This window comes from Stenotrophomonas sp. Steno-C18 (assembly GCF_056393195.1).
Genome location: NZ_JBWJOX010000004.1, coordinates 179893 through 196082, shown reverse-complemented (window position 1 = coordinate 196082; position 16190 = coordinate 179893). Strand labels below are relative to the sequence as shown.

General features: G+C 67.1%; 15 protein-coding genes and 1 tRNA gene. 5 read left to right on the top strand and 11 right to left on the bottom strand.

Features of this window, described 5'->3' with window-relative positions:
- Nucleotides 1–16: 16 nt before the first annotated feature.
- From AC06FE_RS10270 to murJ, 6 genes are all read right to left on the bottom strand, one after another.
- Nucleotides 17–92, bottom strand: a tRNA-Thr gene (locus AC06FE_RS10270).
- A gap of 35 nt (nucleotides 93–127) precedes the next feature.
- Entirely contained in the window at nucleotides 128–1078 is a 951-nt protein-coding gene (gene ispH / locus AC06FE_RS10265) for a 4-hydroxy-3-methylbut-2-enyl diphosphate reductase (protein WP_132864509.1), read from the bottom strand.
- A gap of 51 nt (nucleotides 1079–1129) precedes the next feature.
- Nucleotides 1130–1636 (bottom strand): signal peptidase II, encoded by a 507-nt coding sequence (gene lspA / locus AC06FE_RS10260; protein WP_192286313.1) that lies wholly within the window; start codon nucleotides 1634–1636, stop codon nucleotides 1130–1132.
- An 87-nt stretch (nucleotides 1637–1723) separates the two neighbouring features.
- Nucleotides 1724–4558 carry an isoleucine--tRNA ligase gene (ileS, locus tag AC06FE_RS10255; protein WP_192286314.1) on the bottom strand — a complete coding sequence of 945 codons (2835 nt, stop codon included), beginning with the start codon at nucleotides 4556–4558 and terminating at the stop codon, nucleotides 1724–1726.
- Complete coding sequence (locus AC06FE_RS10250) at nucleotides 4555–5502, bottom strand: bifunctional riboflavin kinase/FAD synthetase (RefSeq protein ID WP_132864512.1); 948 nt, start codon at nucleotides 5500–5502, stop codon at nucleotides 4555–4557. The genes ileS and AC06FE_RS10250 overlap by 4 nt, the downstream gene beginning before the upstream one ends.
- Before the next feature lie 66 nt (nucleotides 5503–5568).
- Nucleotides 5569–7161: a murein biosynthesis integral membrane protein MurJ gene (gene murJ / locus AC06FE_RS10245; protein ID WP_192286316.1), complete on the bottom strand. Its 1593-nt coding sequence runs from the start codon at nucleotides 7159–7161 to the stop codon at nucleotides 5569–5571.
- Nucleotides 7162–7277: 116 nt separating this feature from the next.
- On the opposite strand from murJ, the gene rpsT reads away from it, so the two are divergent.
- Entirely contained in the window at nucleotides 7278–7547 is a 270-nt protein-coding gene (gene rpsT / locus AC06FE_RS10240; protein ID WP_057629708.1) for a 30S ribosomal protein S20, read from the top strand.
- Nucleotides 7548–7759: 212 nt separating this feature from the next.
- Here the strand turns inward: rpsT and obgE are convergent, their stop codons facing one another.
- The 3 genes from obgE to rplU form a co-directional block, all read right to left on the bottom strand.
- On the bottom strand, nucleotides 7760–8818 hold the full coding sequence (gene obgE / locus AC06FE_RS10235; RefSeq protein ID WP_132864514.1) for a GTPase ObgE: 1059 nt from the start codon (nucleotides 8816–8818) through the stop codon (nucleotides 7760–7762).
- Between the two features lie 182 nt (nucleotides 8819–9000).
- On the bottom strand, nucleotides 9001–9261 hold the full coding sequence (gene rpmA / locus AC06FE_RS10230) for a 50S ribosomal protein L27 (RefSeq protein WP_132864515.1): 261 nt from the start codon (nucleotides 9259–9261) through the stop codon (nucleotides 9001–9003).
- A 17-nt stretch (nucleotides 9262–9278) separates the two neighbouring features.
- Nucleotides 9279–9587, bottom strand: coding sequence for a 50S ribosomal protein L21 (gene rplU, locus AC06FE_RS10225; RefSeq protein WP_057634525.1), 309 nt, complete (start codon nucleotides 9585–9587; stop codon nucleotides 9279–9281).
- A 280-nt stretch (nucleotides 9588–9867) separates the two neighbouring features.
- Between rplU and uvrA the strand changes: the two genes are divergently transcribed.
- Both uvrA and AC06FE_RS10215 read left to right on the top strand, forming a co-directional pair.
- On the top strand, nucleotides 9868–12828 hold the full coding sequence (gene uvrA, locus AC06FE_RS10220) for an excinuclease ABC subunit UvrA (protein WP_478072980.1): 2961 nt from the start codon (nucleotides 9868–9870) through the stop codon (nucleotides 12826–12828).
- A complete protein-coding gene (locus AC06FE_RS10215; RefSeq protein WP_192286318.1) occupies nucleotides 12828–13235 on the top strand; it encodes an acyl-CoA thioesterase in 408 nt (135 codons plus the stop codon). Before uvrA ends, AC06FE_RS10215 begins: the two co-directional genes overlap by 1 nt.
- An 83-nt stretch (nucleotides 13236–13318) precedes the next feature.
- Here the strand turns inward: AC06FE_RS10215 and AC06FE_RS10210 are convergent, their stop codons facing one another.
- Nucleotides 13319–13852 (bottom strand): carboxymuconolactone decarboxylase family protein, encoded by a 534-nt coding sequence (locus AC06FE_RS10210; protein WP_132864519.1) that lies wholly within the window; start codon nucleotides 13850–13852, stop codon nucleotides 13319–13321.
- A 118-nt stretch (nucleotides 13853–13970) separates the two neighbouring features.
- Here AC06FE_RS10210 and AC06FE_RS10205 point away from each other — a divergent pair, with 118 nt between their 5' ends.
- A complete protein-coding gene (locus AC06FE_RS10205; protein WP_478072979.1) occupies nucleotides 13971–14903 on the top strand; it encodes an AraC family transcriptional regulator in 933 nt (310 codons plus the stop codon).
- On the opposite strand, the gene AC06FE_RS10200 is transcribed toward AC06FE_RS10205, so the two are convergent.
- Entirely contained in the window at nucleotides 14882–15334 is a 453-nt protein-coding gene (locus AC06FE_RS10200; protein ID WP_478072978.1) for a copper chaperone PCu(A)C, read from the bottom strand. The two genes, AC06FE_RS10205 and AC06FE_RS10200, sit on opposite strands and share 22 nt — an antisense overlap.
- A gap of 37 nt (nucleotides 15335–15371) precedes the next feature.
- On the opposite strand from AC06FE_RS10200, the gene AC06FE_RS10195 reads away from it, so the two are divergent.
- A complete protein-coding gene (locus AC06FE_RS10195; protein ID WP_132864522.1) occupies nucleotides 15372–16154 on the top strand; it encodes an enoyl-CoA hydratase/isomerase family protein in 783 nt (260 codons plus the stop codon).
- Nucleotides 16155–16190 lie beyond the last annotated feature (36 nt).

The window sequence follows — 16190 nt, the reverse complement described above, 5'->3', positions numbered from 1 at the left end:
AGTCGGCTTTCTGCTTTGGTGCCGGAAACAGGAGTCGAACCTGCGACCTACGCATTACGAATGCGCCGCTCTACCAACTGAGCTATTCCGGCGTGGCCGCGAAGTTTAATGAATGCCGGCGGCGTGGTCAATCGACCAGGCGCAGCCGCAGTTCCTTCGGCAGCGCGAACACCATCGATTCCGGTTCACCATCCAGCTCGGCCACGCCGCTGGCGCCGAGCTCGCGCAGGCGGGCGATCACGCCATCCACCAGCACCTGCGGCGCCGATGCACCGGCGGTCAGGCCGATGCGCTGCTTGCCGGCCACCCAGGCCGGATCGATCTCCTGTGCACCGTCGATCAGGTAGGACTCCACGCCTTCACGGCGGGCCAGTTCACTGAGGCGGTTGGAGTTGGAGCTGTTCGGCGAACCGACCACCAGCACCAGGTCGCACTGCTTGGCCAGGTCACGCACCGCGTCCTGGCGGTTCTGCGTGGCGTAGCAGATGTCGTCGTTCTTCGGGCCCTGGATGGCCGGGAAATGGGTGCGCAGGGCTTCGATCACCGCGCGGGTGTCATCCACCGACAGCGTGGTCTGGGTGGTGTAGGCGAAGTTCTCCGGCTGGCTGACCTGCAGCGCCTCCACGTCCTCCACGCTCTCCACCAGGTAGATGTGGCCCTTGCCCTTCTCGCGGTTCCACTGGCCCATGGTGCCTTCCACTTCCGGATGGCCTTCGTGGCCGATCAGCACCACGTCGCGGCCGGCGCGGCAGTGCCGCGCCACTTCCAGGTGGACCTTGGTCACCAGCGGACAGGTGGCGTCGAACACCTTCAGGCCGCGGCGCTCGGCTTCGCCGCGCACCGCCTGCGACACGCCGTGCGCGCTGAAGATCACCGTGTTGCCGTCCGGCACTTCGTCCAGTTCCTCGACGAAGATCGCCCCGCGCGCCTTCAGGTCATCGACCACGAAGCGGTTGTGCACCACCTCGTGGCGCACGTAGATCGGCGCCCCCAGCGTCTCGATCGCACGCTTGACGATCTCGATGGCGCGGTCGACGCCGGCGCAGAAACCACGGGGATTGGCGAGCAGAACGTCCATCTTTCAGATACTCCGGCCGGCAATGGCCGGTTTCGGTGAAACAGGTGGGAATTATCCGGCTTTTTTGCCGGACTTGCCTTCAAACAGGCCCGACACGGCGATGCCGATGGCGCCAGCCACGATCGCCGAATCGGCGATGTTGAACGAGGGCCAGTAATGGTTGCCCACGTACCACTGGATGAAGTCCACCACGTGACCGTGGATCTGCCGGTCGATCACGTTGCCGATCGCGCCGCCGATCACCAGTGCATACGGCAATGCGCTGCGCCAGTTGGCACGCGGCGTGCGCGACAGCCAGAACGCCATCAGGCCGCTGATCGCCACCGCTAGGAAAGTGAAGAACCACAGCTGCCAGCCACCGGCATCACTGAGGAAGCTGAACGCCGCGCCGGTGTTATAGGTGCGATACCAGTTCCAGAAACCGTCGATCACCGGCACCGGGGTGAACTCGGGCAGGCTCGACAGCACCCACGCCTTGCTCCACTGGTCCAGCCCGATCACCGCCACCGAGACCAGCAGCCAGATCAACGCATTGGGTTTAACCGCTTTCGACTGCATGTGTGCATCCGTAGAAATTCTTCAGGAAAGACGCGGGCGCCCGGCCATGGCCGTCGGCACCCCCGTCCCTTCAACCGCCGTGGCTGGTCAGAACCAGCGGCGATCCTCGCCCGCACCTTCGATGTTGCTGACGCAGCGGCCGCACAGTTCCGGGTGCGCGGCCACCGCGCCGACGTCGGCGCGGTAATGCCAGCAGCGCACGCACTTGGCCTTCTCGGTCGGCTGCGCGCTGACGAACACCTCGTCGGTGGTCGCCGGGCGCACGCTCACGTCGCCACTGATGAACAGGAAACGCATTTCATCAGCCAGCGGCTGCCAGCGTGCGGCCTGCTCCTCGTTGGCGGCGACGGTGATCTCCGCTTCCAGCGCCGCGCCGATGGCACCGTTGGCGCGCATCGGCTCCAGCACCTTGGCCACCTGCTCGCGCAGCGCCAGCAACTGGTCGAAGTCGGCCGCCGACAGCTGTGCATCGGCCGGCAACGGAGCCAGGCCGTCGTACCAGGTGGTGAACAGCACGTTGCCGGCGCGTTCGCCCGGCAGGTAGCCCCACAGCTCCTCGGCGGTGAAGGTCAGGATCGGCGCCACCCAGCGCACGAACGCCTCGGCGATGCGGTACATCGCGCTCTGCGCCGAACGGCGGCCGCGCGAATCCTCCTGCATCGTGTACAGGCGGTCCTTGGTCACGTCCAGGTACAGCGAGCCCAGGTCCACGCTGCAGAAGTTCAGCAGCAGCTGGACGATCTCGGCCATGTTGTAGCTGGCGTAGGCGAGCTTGATCTTCTCCTGCAGCTCGAACGCGCGGTGCACGATCCAGCGGTCCAGCGCGACCATGTCTTCCAGCGGGCGCAGGTCCCGGGCCGGGTCGAAGCCGTCCAGGTTGCCGAGCAGGAAGCGCGCGGTGTTGCGCAGGCGGCGATAGGCATCGGCGTTGCGCTTGAGGATTTCCTGCGACAGCGACATCTCGTTGCTGTAGTCGGCCGAGGCGATCCACAGGCGCAGGATGTCCGCGCCCAGCTTGTTCATGATGTCCTGCGGCTCGATGCCGTTGCCCAGCGACTTGGACATCTTGCGGCCGTGCTCGTCCACGGTGAAACCGTGGGTCAGGCACTGCCTGTACGGCGCCGCCTTGTCGATGGCCACGCCGGTCAGCAGCGAGGACTGGAACCAGCCGCGGTGCTGGTCCGAGCCTTCCAGGTACAGGTCGGCCGGCTTGCCGAAGCCACGCGCCAGCAGCACGCCTTCGTGGGTGACGCCCGAGTCGAACCAGACATCGAGGATGTCGGTGACCTTCTCGTACTGCGCGGCCTCATCGCCGAGCAGCTCGCTGGCATCCAGCGAATACCACACGTCGATGCCCTCGACCTGCACGCGGTCGGCCACCTGCTGCATCAGTTCGACGGTGCGCGGATGCGGCTCGCCGGTCTCGCGGTGCATGAACAGCGCGATCGGCACGCCCCAGGTGCGCTGGCGCGAGATCGTCCAGTCCGGGCGCCCGTCCACCATGCTGGCGATGCGCGCCTTGCCCCAGGTCGGGAACCAGCCCACGGTGTCGATGGCCTTCATCGCATCGGCGCGCAGGCCGGCCTTGTCCATCGAGATGAACCACTGCGGGGTGGCGCGGAACACCAGCGGCGTCTTCTTGTGGCGCCAGCAATGCGGGTAGCTGTGCTGGATTTCGACGAACGCCAGCAGCGCGCCGCTCTGGCGCAGCACCTCGATGATCAGCGGTTGGGCCTTCCAGATGTGCAGCCCGGCCAGTTCCTGCGTGCCGGCCGGCGGCGTCGACGGCAGGTACACGCCCGCACCGTCGATCGGGTTGATCTGCCCGGCGTTGTAGTGCTCCAGCAGGCCATAGGCCTGGCTGACCACGTAGTCCTCCTGGCCGTGGCCGGGCGCGGTATGCACCGCACCGGTACCGTCGGCATCGGACACGTGCTCGCCGTTGAGCAGCGGGATGTCGCGGTTGGCGTAGAACGGGTGCGCCAGCAGCTGGTTCTCCAGCGCCGCGCCCTTGGCATGGCCGTGCACCACCACCTCGGCCACGCCATAGCGGGCCAGCGAACGCTCGGCCAGCGCCGAGGCCAGCACCAGCCAACGCGGCTGGCCGTTGTGGGCCGGGCCCTCGACCAATGCATATTCGATGTCCGCGCCCAGCGACACCGCCAGCGAGGCCGGCAGCGTCCACGGGGTGGTGGTCCAGATCGGCACCGCCACTTCCACGCCCGCCGGCAGCGTGACGCCGAAGCTGGCGGCCAGCGCCTTGGCATCCCGCGCGGCGTAGGCCACGTCCACGGCCGGCGAGGTCTTGTCCTGGTATTCGATCTCGGCCTCGGCCAGCGCCGAGCCGCAGTCGAAGCACCAGTGCACCGGCTTGGCGCCGCGCACCAGGTGGCCGTTGGCCACGATCTTGGCCAGCGCGCGGATCTCGTTGGCCTCGAAGTCGAAGCTCAGCGTCTTGTACGGGTTGTCCCAGTCACCGATCACGCCCAGGCGCTTGAAGTCGCGCCGCTGGATCTCGATCTGCTCCTCGGCGTACTCGCGGCACTTCTGGCGGAACTGGACCGCGTCGAGCTTGACGCCGACCTTGCCCCACTTCTTCTCGACCGCGATCTCGATCGGCAGGCCGTGGCAGTCCCAACCCGGCACGTAGGGCGCGTCGAAGCCGTCCAGGTAGCGCGACTTGACGATGATGTCCTTCAGGATCTTGTTGACCGCGTGGCCCAGGTGGATCTGGCCATTGGCGTACGGCGGGCCATCGTGCAGCACGAACAGCGGCCGGCCCTTGGCGTTCTCGCGCAGCTGCGCGTAGATGCCCTGCTCTTCCCAACGCGCCAGGATGCCCGGCTCGCGCTTGGGCAGGTCGCCGCGCATCGGAAACTCCGTTGCCGGCAGATGGAGGGTGGCTTTGTAATCCTGGCTCACGCGGTGGCTCGCAATCTGTGTTCGGAAAGGATGCGACGCGCCTGTTCGGCGTCGCGGTGCATCTGCTCGGTCAGCGCCGGCAGATCGTTGAACTTCTCTTCATCGCGCAGCTTGGCGACGAATTCCACTTCGATGTGGCGACCGTACAGGTCGCCCTGGAAATCGAACAGGTGGGCCTCCAGCAGCGGCTCCACGCCCTCCACGGTCGGCCGCGTGCCGAAGCTCGAGACCGACGGCCACGGCTGCTCGAAGACACCGTGCACCCAGGTAGCGTAGATACCTGAAAGTGCGGGTGTTTTGGGGAAACGCAAGTTGGCCGTGGGGAAGCCCAGCGTACGGCCCAGCTGCTGCCCGCGCACCACCCTGCCGCCGATCGCGTACGGGCGGCCCAGCAGGTCGGCGGCGTGGCCGAAGTTGCCGGCCACCAGCAGCTCGCGGATGCGGGTGCTGGAGATGCGCTCGCCGTTCAGGTGCACCGGCTCGATCTCGCCGGCCACGAAGCCCAGCTCGGCGCCCATCGCCTGCAGCAGCGCGATATCGCCGCCACGGCGGTTGCCGAAGTGGAAGCGGGGGCCGATCCAGACCTCGCGCGCCCCCAGCCGGCGCACCAGCATGTCGCGCACGAAGTCCTCGGCGGTGATCGCCGCCATCCGGGCGTCGAAACGCAGCAGGCCGACCTGGTCGATGCCCAGCTCGCGCAGCGTGGCCACCTTGTCGCGGGCCAGCATCAGCCGCGGCGGCGGGTTGTCCTTGGCGAAGAACTCACGCGGCAGCGGCTCGAAGCCCAGCGCCACGGCGGGCACGCCCAGCGCGCGGGCACGGGCAACGGCGTGGCGCACCAACGCCCGATGGCCCAGGTGCAGGCCGTCGAAGGCACCGATGCAGACCACGCTTCCCTGCGGGGCAAGCACCCCGCCATCGACGTCTCTAAAAAGCCTGCTCATTCCATCCGGATCCGGCCCTTTCCGGGCCGGTTCTGTCTCATGTAGCCCGGAAGTATAGCGGGCGCCTCAATGCCCGCGCAGGTCGCGCGGGCGGAAGCCCATGGCCACCATCGCCAGCAGGTAGGTCAACCCGCCACCGCCGACCAGCAGCGCCAGGCTGCCGATCCGATGCCACTTGTCCATCGGGGTGAACGCCGGCAACCAGTACAGCAGGGCCAGCAGTACCGCCACCATCGCCGCACAGGACAGCAGCAGGCGCACCACGTACCCGCCCCAGCCGGGTCGCCGCTGGTAGACGCCGGTCTTGCCCAGCCAGTACCACAGCAATCCGAGGTTCAGGTAACTGGACAGCGCGCTGGCGATGCCCAGTGCCAGGTGCAGGCCCGGCTGCTTGGCCAGCGCGGCCATCACTCCCTGCGCCTTCAACGCCTCCGGCACCATGATCTGGTAGACCACCGCCAGCAGGATGAAGTTGAACACCATGTTGGCCACCAGCGCGACCAGGCCGGCGCGCACCGGGGTCTTGGTGTCTTGCCGCGAGTAGAACGCCGGCAGCACCACCTTCAACAGCGCAAACGCCGGCAGGCCGAAGCTCAGGCCATAGACCGACAACGCCGTCATCCGGGTATCGAACGGGGTGAACTGGCGGTACTGGAACAGGGTCGCGATCAGCGGCTCGGCCAGCAGCAACAGGCCAAGCATGGCCGGTACGGCGATCAACAGGGTCATGCGCAGGCCCCAATCCAGCGCGTTGGAGAAGCCTTCCCCATCGGTCTTGACGTGATGGCGGGCCAGCGCCGGCAGAATCACCGTGCCCAGCGCCACCCCGAACACGCCCAGCGGCAGCTCCAGGAAGCGGTCGGCCAGCGACAGCCAGGACTGCGAACCGTCGCTGAGCTTGGCCGCGATCACCGTGTCCAGCATCAGGTTGATCTGCGCCACCGAGGAGCCGAACAGGGTCGGCACCATCAGGGTCAGCACCCTGCGCACGTCCGGGTGGTTCCAGCCCCAGCGCGGCAACGTCAGCAGGTTGATGCCCCTCAGCGAGGGCAGCTGGAACAGCAACTGCAGCACGCCGGCCGCCAGTACCGACCAGCCCAGCGCCAGGATCGGCACCTCCAGCCGCGGCGCCAGCCACAGCGCGCCGGCGATCATGCACAGGTTGAGGATCACCGGCGTCAGCGCCGGCATGGCGAACTTCTGGAAGCTGTTCAGCGCCCCGCCGGCCAGCGCGGTCAGCGACACGAACAGCAGGAACGGGAAGGTCAGCCGCAGCAGGTCCACCAGCAGCCCGTACTTGACCGGGTCGGCGGCATCGGCGTCGGCGAACAGCCAGGCGATCTGTGGCGTGAAAATCAGCCCCAGCGCGGTCAGGACCAGTAGAATGCCCCCCAGGGTCCCGGACACCCGGGACATGAGCTCGCGCAGGTCAGCGTGCGGGCGGGTTTCCTTCACCTCGGTGAATACCGGTACGAACGCCGTGGCGAACGAGCCCTCGGCAAACAGCCGGCGCAGGAAATTGGGCACGCGGAAGGCCACCCAGAACGCATCGGTGGTCGCATTGGCACCGAAGGTGATGGATATTGCCTGATCGCGCACGAGCCCGAGGACCCGCGAAATCATCGTCATGCTGCTGAACGACAGCAGCCCCCGCAACATGCGCGGCGAACTCACTTAACAGCCCCCTTGACAACTCGACTTGACGTTCATTTGGTCTGCCATCATACTTGTGAGCTTGCTGTTCCCACCACATCGATTTTCAGGAAACCACCACTGTGGCCAATATCAAGTCCGCCAAGAAGCGCGCCAAGCAGACCGTTGTGCGCAACGCGCGTAACACGGCTCAGCGTTCGATGCTGCGCACCGCCGTCAAGAAGGTGATCAAGGCTCTGGACGCCAACGACGCCGCCGGCGCCGAGGCTGCCTTTGCCGTCGCCCAGCCGATCCTCGACCGTTTCAGCGCCCGTGGCCTGATTCACAAGAACAAGGCTGCGCGTCATAAGAGCCGTCTGACCGCCCGCATCAAGGCCATCAAGGCCGCCTGATCCGGCGATCACCTGGGGCCGCAAGGCTCCCGGCATGAAAAGCCCGGCCCCGCGCCGGGTTTTTTGTTGCCCGTGATCCCCATGGAGCGGAGCCAAGCCCCGCCGGGCTTTCCCGGGAAGACCCTTGCCGAGCCTGGCTCGGCACTGCCGGCATAAAAAAACGCCGCCCTCCCCTTCGGGAGCGCGGCGCTTCTGCCTGCAGCACGGGAGACTCAGCCGCCCTGCGCTTCGCGCTCCTCGGCTTCCAGCAGCTTCTGGTGGTCGAAGAAGGCCATGATGTCCTTCATGATCGGCCAGGTACCTTCACGACCCAGCGCCGAGACCAGGTACCACGGGCCGGTCCAGCCCAGCTCCTTGACCACCTGCTCGGCCGCGGCCTGCGCCTCGTCCTCGAACATCAGGTCGGCCTTGTTCAGCACCAGCCAGCGCGGCTTCTCCAGCAGCTCCGGGTCGTGCTTGCCCAGCTCACGCTCGATCGCACGCACCTGCTCGACCGGCGAGATGCCCTCCACGCCCCCTTCCATCGGCGAGATGTCGACGAGGTGCAACAGCAGGCGGGTGCGCTGCAGGTGACGCAGGAACTGCGCACCCAGGCCGGCGCCGTCGGCAGCGCCTTCGATCAGGCCCGGGATGTCGGCGATCACGAAGCTGCGGTAGTTCTCCACCTTCACCACGCCCAGGTTCGGGTACAGCGTGGTGAACGGGTAGTCAGCCACCTTCGGCGTCGCCGCCGAGACCGCGCGGATCAAGGTGCTCTTGCCGGCGTTCGGGAAGCCCAGCAGGCCGACGTCGGCCAACAGCTTCAGCTCCAGCTTGAGCAGGCGGTCCTCGCCCTCCTCGCCCGGCAGCGCCTGGCGCGGGGCACGGTTGGTCGAGCTCTTGAAGTGCATGTTGCCCAGGCCGCCCTTGCCGCCCTTGGCCACCAGCAGGCGGTCACCATGCTGGACCATGTCACCGATCACTTCGTCGGTGGCCACATTGATCACCACGGTGCCGACCGGCACGGTGATGACCAGGTCCTCGCCACCCTTGCCGTAAGCCTGGCGGCCCATGCCGTTCTCGCCGCGCTGCGCCTTGAAGATGCGGTCATGGCGGAAGTCGACCAGGGTGTTCAGGTTCTCGTCGGCACGGATCCACACACTGCCGCCGTCGCCGCCGTCACCACCATCGGGACCACCGAGCGGAATGAACTTCTCACGGCGAAAGCCCACGCAGCCGTTACCGCCGTTGCCAGCGATGACCTGGATCTCCGCTTCGTCTACAAGTTTCATGATTCTGGTTGCCCACTGATGGCGGGAGGCAGGACTGCCTGGCCGCTGATTCTATGCAATGCCCCGGCCTGGCCGGAACGACGGACCGCTGGCCCGCCAATATATCTGCCAACGAAAAACCCCGCCGAAGCGGGGCTTTCGTCAGCTGCCCACGCTGGACGTGGGCGCCTGCGCGTGCGGAATCAGACTTCCGCGACGACGCTGACGGTGCGACGCTTCTTGGCGCCCTTCACCGAGAACTCGACCTTGCCGTCGACCAGCGCGAACAGCGTGTGGTCACGGCCCAGGCCCACGCCTGCACCCGGGTGGAACTGGGTGCCGCGCTGACGCACGATGATGTTGCCGGCTTCGATGGCCTGGCCACCGAAGATCTTGACGCCCAGGTACTTCGGGTTGGAATCGCGGCCGTTGCGCGAGGAGCCTACGCCCTTTTTATGTGCCATGACGGATTCTCCTTTGCTTAGCCGGCGATGCCGGTGATTTGGATTTCGGTGTAGTACTGACGGTGACCCTGACGCTTCATGTGGTGCTTGCGGCGACGGAACTTGATGATCCGGACCTTGTCGGCGCGGCCATGGGCCACGACGGTAGCGGTCACCGAAGCGCCCTTCAGCGCATCACCCAGCTTGATGCCGTCGGCATCGCCGAGCATCAGGATGTTGTCGAACTTGATCTCGCTGCCGGCTTCGACTTCGAGCTTTTCAACGCGCAGGGTTTCACCCTGAGCGACGCGGTACTGCTTACCGCCAGTTACCAGAACTGCATACATGACCAGACTTCCTCTGTAGTTATTGTGGTCGCCGTGCCCGCCATCGAGGGCGGACAGAAGCGGGATTTTACCGACACAACCCAGCCCGGGTCAACCCACCCCCTGCTCGGGAAAACCGTGTCTGAACAATCACCTGCCTACCGCCCAGTCTCAGCTTTTCGGACTGGCAAATGCGGTAATTGCCCCAAAATCACAAGGCCGCTAGGCTGATCGACTGCCGTCAGCTACGCCCCCCACTTCTGCCGCCGGCCTGCCGGCGGCGGTCCAATACGGATCTCCCATGGCGATGGATTTCATCCGCATCCGCGGTGCGCGGACGCACAACCTCAAGAACATCGACCTCGACCTGCCCCGCGACAAGTTGATCGTGATCACCGGCCTGTCCGGCTCGGGCAAGTCCTCGCTGGCGTTCGACACCATCTATGCCGAAGGCCAGCGCCGCTACGTCGAGTCGCTGTCGGCCTACGCACGCCAGTTCCTGAGCGTGATGGAGAAGCCGGACCTGGACCACATCGAGGGGCTGTCCCCAGCCATCTCGATCGAGCAGAAGTCGACCTCGCACAACCCGCGCTCGACCGTGGGCACCATCACCGAGATCTACGACTATCTGCGCCTGCTCTACGCCCGCGTCGGCAGCCCGCGCTGCCCGGACCACGGCTACCCGCTGGAAGCGCAGACGGTCAGCCAGATGGTCGACCAGGTGCTGGCGCTGGACGCCGAGCAGCGCTACATGCTGCTGGCCCCGGTCATCCGGGACCGCAAAGGCGAGCACGTGCAGGTGTTCGACCAGCTGCGCGCGCAGGGCTTCGTGCGCGTGCGGGTGGACGGCGAGCTGTACGAGATCGACGCGGTGCCGCCGCTGGCGCTGCGCCAGAAGCACACCATCGAGGCGGTGATCGACCGCTTCCGCCCGCGCGAGGACCTCAAGCAACGCCTGGCCGAAAGCTTCGAGACCGCGCTCAAGCTGGGCGACGGCATGGCCTCGGTGCAGAGCTTGGACGACGCCAAGGCCACCCCGCAGCTGTTCTCCTCCAAGTACTCCTGCCCGGTCTGCGACTACGCGCTGCCGGAGCTGGAGCCGCGCCTGTTCTCGTTCAACGCGCCGATGGGCGCCTGTCCGGGCTGTGATGGCCTGGGCATGGCCGAGTACTTCGACCCGTCGCGGGTGGTGATCCACCCGGAGCTGTCGCTGGCCGCCGGCGCGGTGCGCGGCTGGGACCGCCGCAACGCCTACTACTTCCAGCTGATCGCCTCGCTGGCCAAGCACTACAAGTTCGACGTCGACGCGCCGTGGCAGTCGCTGCCGGAAAGCGTGAAACAGGCCGTGCTGTATGGCAGCGGCGAGGACCAGATCACCTTCACCTACTTCACCGAGGCCGGTGGCCGCAGCCAGCGCAAGCACCGCTTCGAGGGCATCATCCCCAACCTGGAACGCCGCTACCGCGAGACCGAATCGCCGGCGGTGCGCGAGGAGCTGGCCAAGTACATCAGCGAGCGGCCGTGCCCGGAGTGCAAGGGCGCGCGCCTGAACAAGGCCGCCCGCAACGTGTTCGTCGCCGACCGCCCGCTGCCCGAACTGGTGGTGATGCCGATCGACGAGGCCCTGACCTTCTTCAACCAGCTGACCCTGCCGGGCTGGCGCGGCGAGATCGCCACCAAGATCGTCAAGGAGATCGCCGAACGGCTGGGCTTCCTGGTCGACGTGGGCCTGGATTACCTCACCCTGGAGCGCAAGGCCGACACCCTGTCCGGCGGCGAGGCGCAGCGCATCCGCCTGGCCAGCCAGATCGGCGCCGGCCTGGTCGGCGTGATGTACGTGCTCGACGAGCCGTCCATCGGCCTGCACCAGCGCGACAACGAACGCCTGCTCGGCACCCTGACCCGCCTGCGTGACCTCGGCAACACGGTGATCGTGGTCGAACATGACGAAGACGCCATCCGCCTGGCCGATTACGTGCTGGACATCGGCCCCGGCGCGGGCGTGCACGGCGGCGAGATCGTCGGCCAGGGCTCGCTGCAGGACATCCTCGATGCGCCGCGCTCGCTGACCGGCCAGTACCTGTCGGGCAAGCGCGCCATCGAGATCCCGGCGCGCCGGCACAAGGCCAACCCGAAGATGACGCTGCACCTGCGCGGTGCCAGCGGCAACAACCTCAAGGGCGTGGACCTGGACATCCCGGCCGGCCTGCTCACCTGCATCACCGGCGTATCCGGCTCGGGCAAGTCGACGCTGATCAACGACACCCTGTTCTCGCTGGCCGCCAACGAGATCAACGGCGCCTCGCACCCGATCGCGCCGTACAAGGAAATCGATGGCCTGGACCTGTTCGACAAGGTGGTGGACATCGACCAGTCGCCGATCGGGCGCACCCCGCGCTCGAACCCGGCCACCTACACCGGCCTGTTCACGCCGCTGCGCGAACTGTTCGCCCAGGTGCCCGAGGCGCGTGCGCGCGGTTACTCGCCGGGCCGCTTCAGCTTCAACGTGCGTGGCGGCCGCTGCGAGGCCTGCCAGGGCGATGGCCTGATCAAGGTGGAGATGCACTTCCTGCCGGACGTGTACGTGCCCTGCGACGTCTGCCACGGCAAGCGCTACAACCGCGAGACGCTGGAGATCCTCTACAAGGGCTACAACATCAACGACGTGCTGGAGATGACCGTCGAGGATGCGTTGCGCCTGTTCGAACCGGTGCCGACCATCGCCCGCAAGCTGGAAACGCTGGTCGACGTGGGCCTGAGCTACGTCAAGCTGGGCCAGAGCGCGACCACGCTGTCCGGTGGTGAAGCGCAGCGCGTGAAACTGTCCAAGGAACTCTCGCGCCGTGATACCGGGCGCACCCTGTACATCCTCGACGAGCCGACCACCGGCCTGCACTTCCACGACATCGAGGCCCTGCTCGGCGTGCTGCACAAGCTGCGCGACGAGGGCAACACGGTGGTGGTGATCGAGCACAACCTGGACGTGATCAAGACCGCCGACTGGATCGTCGACCTGGGGCCGGAAGGGGGCCATCGCGGCGGCACCATCCTGGTCACCGGCACCCCTGAAGACGTGGCCGCGCATCCGGACTCGTACACCGGCCAGTTCCTGGCACGGATGCTGCCGTCCACGCAGGCGCGCCCGGAGCAGCCGGCCGCGGTGGCCAACAAGCCCGATGCGCGCCCGCCGCGCAAGGAAAAGCCCGCCAAGAAGACGGCCACCAAGAAAGCCGCCGCCCCCCGCAAGAAGAAGGCCTCGTGATGAGCAGCGAACACAAGCAACTGGCCCGCGTACCGATCAGCGTGCGCTGGCGCGACATGGACTCCATGGGCCACGTCAACAACGCCAAATACGTCTCCTACCTGGAAGAGGCGCGCGTGCGCTGGATGCTGGGCGTGGAAGGCGTGTCGATGAGCGACCGCATCGCACCGGTGGTGGCCAACACCAACATCAACTACCGCCTGCCGATCGTGTGGCCCAACGACATCGTGGTGGAACTGTTCGTCGAGCGGCTGGGCAACAGCAGCGTGACCATCGGCCATCGCATCGTCGACCAGCAGGACAACAGCAAGCTGTACTCCGACGGCAATGTGGTCGTCGTGTGGATGGATACGCAAACCGGCAAGAGCGCGCCGTTGCCGGAACCGGTGCGGAACGCTTCGAGCTGAGTTGCCGTGTGCATTGCTGGAATGAAGAAAGCCGCCCTTTGGGGCGGCTTTCCTTTTCCCGGCTGAAGCGCAGCAGCGCCCCGTTACTTCAACGCCACCTTCGGGAAATCCACCGGCACATCCAGCGCCACGTTGATGTAGTTGGTGAACAGGTTGAGCGCGACGTGGGCCAGGATCTCCACGATCTGCCCGTCATCGAATCCGGCCCCACGCAGGTGCGCGACATCCGTGTCGGTGAGCTGCGCACGCTGCTCCACCACCTTCAACGCAAACGCCAGCGCCGCCGCGGTACGGGCATCACGGGAGCGACCCAGCTGCGCCTCGGCCATGTCGGTGGCGGTCGCGCCGGCCTGCTGGCCGAGCACGGTATGGGCGGCCAGGCAGTACTCGCATCGGTTGCGATTGGCGATGGCCACGGCGATCTGCTCACCCAGGCGCGCGCCGAGCGTGCCCTTGCCCAAGGCACCGAAAGCGGCCCACATGCTCTGCAGTGCGGCCGGGGAGTTGGCGACGGCCTTGAACATGTTCGGGGTGGCGCCGAAGGCCTGCTGGATCTGGGCGAGCAGCGGCTGGCTGGCGGCGGGAGCGGATTGGGACTGAAGGCTGACACGGGACATGGTGATCTCCTGATCGGTGGGGTGGGACGCATCGGGCGGGCTGCCCGTGGAGCCAGTCTCCGCCATCCGAACGGATCATTTGATACGATTCGTACGCCAAACAAACCAATTGATACAAATGAGCGCCACTCCCCCGATGGATCGGCTGGCCGGCATCCTGGACAACTTCCGCTTCCGGGCGCAGCTGTACCACTCGGGCCCCCTGTGCGGACTCACCCATTTCAACGCCGGCCAAGGCCATGCCTTCCTGCACGTGCTGCGTCGCGGCCAGCTTGAGGTCAGCCACCCGGGCCGCCGCGACCTGCCGGAGCGGATGCATTTCGATGTCCCCAGCCTGCTGTTCTATCCCCGTCCGCTGACCCACCGGTTCCACAACCCGCCCCGCGACGGTGCCGACTTCACCTGTGCCCGGCTGGACTTCGATGGCGGCCTGGCCCATCCGCTGGTCCGGGGGCTGCCGCCACTGGTCGCGCTGCCACTGGACCGGGTACCCGGACTGGCGCTGTCACTGGAGCTGCTGTTCGCCGAAACCGACCAGGCACGCTGTGGACAGCGCCTGCTGACCGACCGCCTGTTCGAGGTCGTGGTCATCCAGCTACTGCGCTGGTTGCTTGATCACCCGGAGGAAGCGGGCATCCGTCCCGGCTTCATCACCGGCCTGTCCGAGCCGCGGCTGGCCCGTGCGCTGGTGGCGATGCATGACACGCCGGGCCATCCATGGACACTGGCACGCATGGCCGAACGCGCCGGCATGTCACGCACCACCTTCGCCAACACCTTTCGCACGTGGGTCGGGCAGACCCCGGCCGACTACCTGACCGATTGGCGCATCGCGCTGGCGCAACGCGACCTGCGGCGTGGCCGGCCGATCACCGCGCTGGCCGAAGAGCTGGGGTATGCCAATGCCTCGGCGCTGTCCCGCGCCTTCACTGCGAAGGTGGGCGCATCACCGCGCGACTGGATGAAGCAGGTGCGGCACGGCCACCAGGCGGCTCCCGGCCCGGACGCGGATCCCGCTGCGTGGGACGGTCAGGGCTGCCCCGGCGCCTGACGCCGCACCTGCAAGGTGCCGTCCACCTTGGCCCCGTCCTCCAGACTCAGCCGCAGGGGCACCTGCGTGCCCTCGGCCAGCGCCAGCGCAGGCTGCATCAACATCAGGTGCAGGCCACCGGGCTTGAGCTCCACCGTCGCCCCGGCCGGAATCGGCAGCCGCGCCACCTCGCGCATCCGGCTGACCCCCTGCACCTGCGTGGTTTCATGCAACGACACCTCGCCGAACGCACGGCTGCCGGCGGCCACCACCACCACCTCGGCACGGCAGCCGTTGCGGAGGCGCGCGTAGCCGGCCGTCATCGGCATGGCGCCCGGCGGCAGCCGTGCCCAGCCATCGGTGATCGTCACGCAGGCCGGCGCGCGCGTTTGAGCCGCGGCGCCGAACCCACACAGGCCCAACAGTACGCACACGAATGGTTTGGTTATCATCGAAACCACGACTCCCTGCCGTACGAGAAACCGCAGCATGACCACGCTCATCGAAGTGATCAACCATGGCCCCATCCGCGAACTGCGCCTGGCCCGGCCGCCGGTCAACGCGCTGGACACCGAGCTTTGCCGGTCGCTGATCGCCGCGCTGAGCCAGGCCATGGCCGAGGACGTGCAGGGCATCGTGCTGTCCGGCAGCGAACGTATCTTCACCGGCGGCATGGACGTGCCGTACCTGCTGCGCCATGGCCAGGACAAGCACAAGCTGCTGGACAGCTGGCAGGCCTTCTTCGGCGCCGCCCGCACGCTGGCCGAAAGCCGCATCCCGGTGGCGGCGGCATTGACCGGCCACTCGCCGGCCGGCGGCTGTGTGCTGGCGCTGTGCTGCGACTACCGGGTGATGGCACGCAGCGTCGACCCGGCCAAGCCCTATGTGATCGGCCTGAACGAAGTACAGGTCGGCCTGGTCGCGCCGGAAGGCATCCAGCGCCTGATGCGGCGCGTGGTCGGCACCCACCGTGCCGGCGTGCTGCTGGCCGGCGGCCAGCTGGTCACCGCCGAGCGGGCGCTGGAGATCGGCCTGGTCGATGAACTGGCCAATGGTGCCGACGCGGTCGTCGCGCAGGCGGTTGCCTGGCTGCAGGCACAGCTCAAGCTGCCGCGCCAGCCGATGCTGCAGACCCGCGCCATCGCCCGCGCCGACCTGCACGACGCCATGCAGCCGGAGCACATCCAGCTTGAGCGGTTCGTCGAGGCCTGGTACTCGGCCGACGCCCAGGGCGCGCTGCAGGCGCTGGCCGCACGCCTGGGCAAGAACTGAGCCCCGCCGGCGGGCGGCGCGCTGCCGCCCGCTATA

What these genes read in the sequence shown, in the direction of transcription:
- ispH (WP_132864509.1), bottom strand. Translation starts at nt 1,078, where the DNA reads ATGGACGTTCTGCTCGCCAATCCCCGTGGTTTCTGCGCCGGCGTCGAC.
- lspA (WP_192286313.1), bottom strand. Translation starts at nt 1,636, where the DNA reads ATGCAGTCGAAAGCGGTTAAACCCAATGCGTTGATCTGGCTGCTGGTC.
- AC06FE_RS10250 (WP_132864512.1), bottom strand. Translation starts at nt 5,502, where the DNA reads ATGAGCAGGCTTTTTAGAGACGTCGATGGCGGGGTGCTTGCCCCGCAG.
- murJ (WP_192286316.1), bottom strand. Translation starts at nt 7,161, where the DNA reads ATGTTGCGGGGGCTGCTGTCGTTCAGCAGCATGACGATGATTTCGCGG.
- obgE (WP_132864514.1), bottom strand. Translation starts at nt 8,818, where the DNA reads ATGAAACTTGTAGACGAAGCGGAGATCCAGGTCATCGCTGGCAACGGC.
- rpmA (WP_132864515.1), bottom strand. Translation starts at nt 9,261, where the DNA reads ATGGCACATAAAAAGGGCGTAGGCTCCTCGCGCAACGGCCGCGATTCC.
- rplU (WP_057634525.1), bottom strand. Translation starts at nt 9,587, where the DNA reads ATGTATGCAGTTCTGGTAACTGGCGGTAAGCAGTACCGCGTCGCTCAG.
- uvrA (WP_478072980.1), top strand. Translation starts at nt 9,868, where the DNA reads ATGGCGATGGATTTCATCCGCATCCGCGGTGCGCGGACGCACAACCTC.
- AC06FE_RS10215 (WP_192286318.1), top strand. Translation starts at nt 12,828, where the DNA reads ATGAGCAGCGAACACAAGCAACTGGCCCGCGTACCGATCAGCGTGCGC.
- AC06FE_RS10210 (WP_132864519.1), bottom strand. Translation starts at nt 13,852, where the DNA reads ATGTCCCGTGTCAGCCTTCAGTCCCAATCCGCTCCCGCCGCCAGCCAG.
- AC06FE_RS10205 (WP_478072979.1), top strand. Translation starts at nt 13,971, where the DNA reads ATGAGCGCCACTCCCCCGATGGATCGGCTGGCCGGCATCCTGGACAAC.
- AC06FE_RS10200 (WP_478072978.1), bottom strand. Translation starts at nt 15,334, where the DNA reads ATGATAACCAAACCATTCGTGTGCGTACTGTTGGGCCTGTGTGGGTTC.
- AC06FE_RS10195 (WP_132864522.1), top strand. Translation starts at nt 15,372, where the DNA reads ATGACCACGCTCATCGAAGTGATCAACCATGGCCCCATCCGCGAACTG.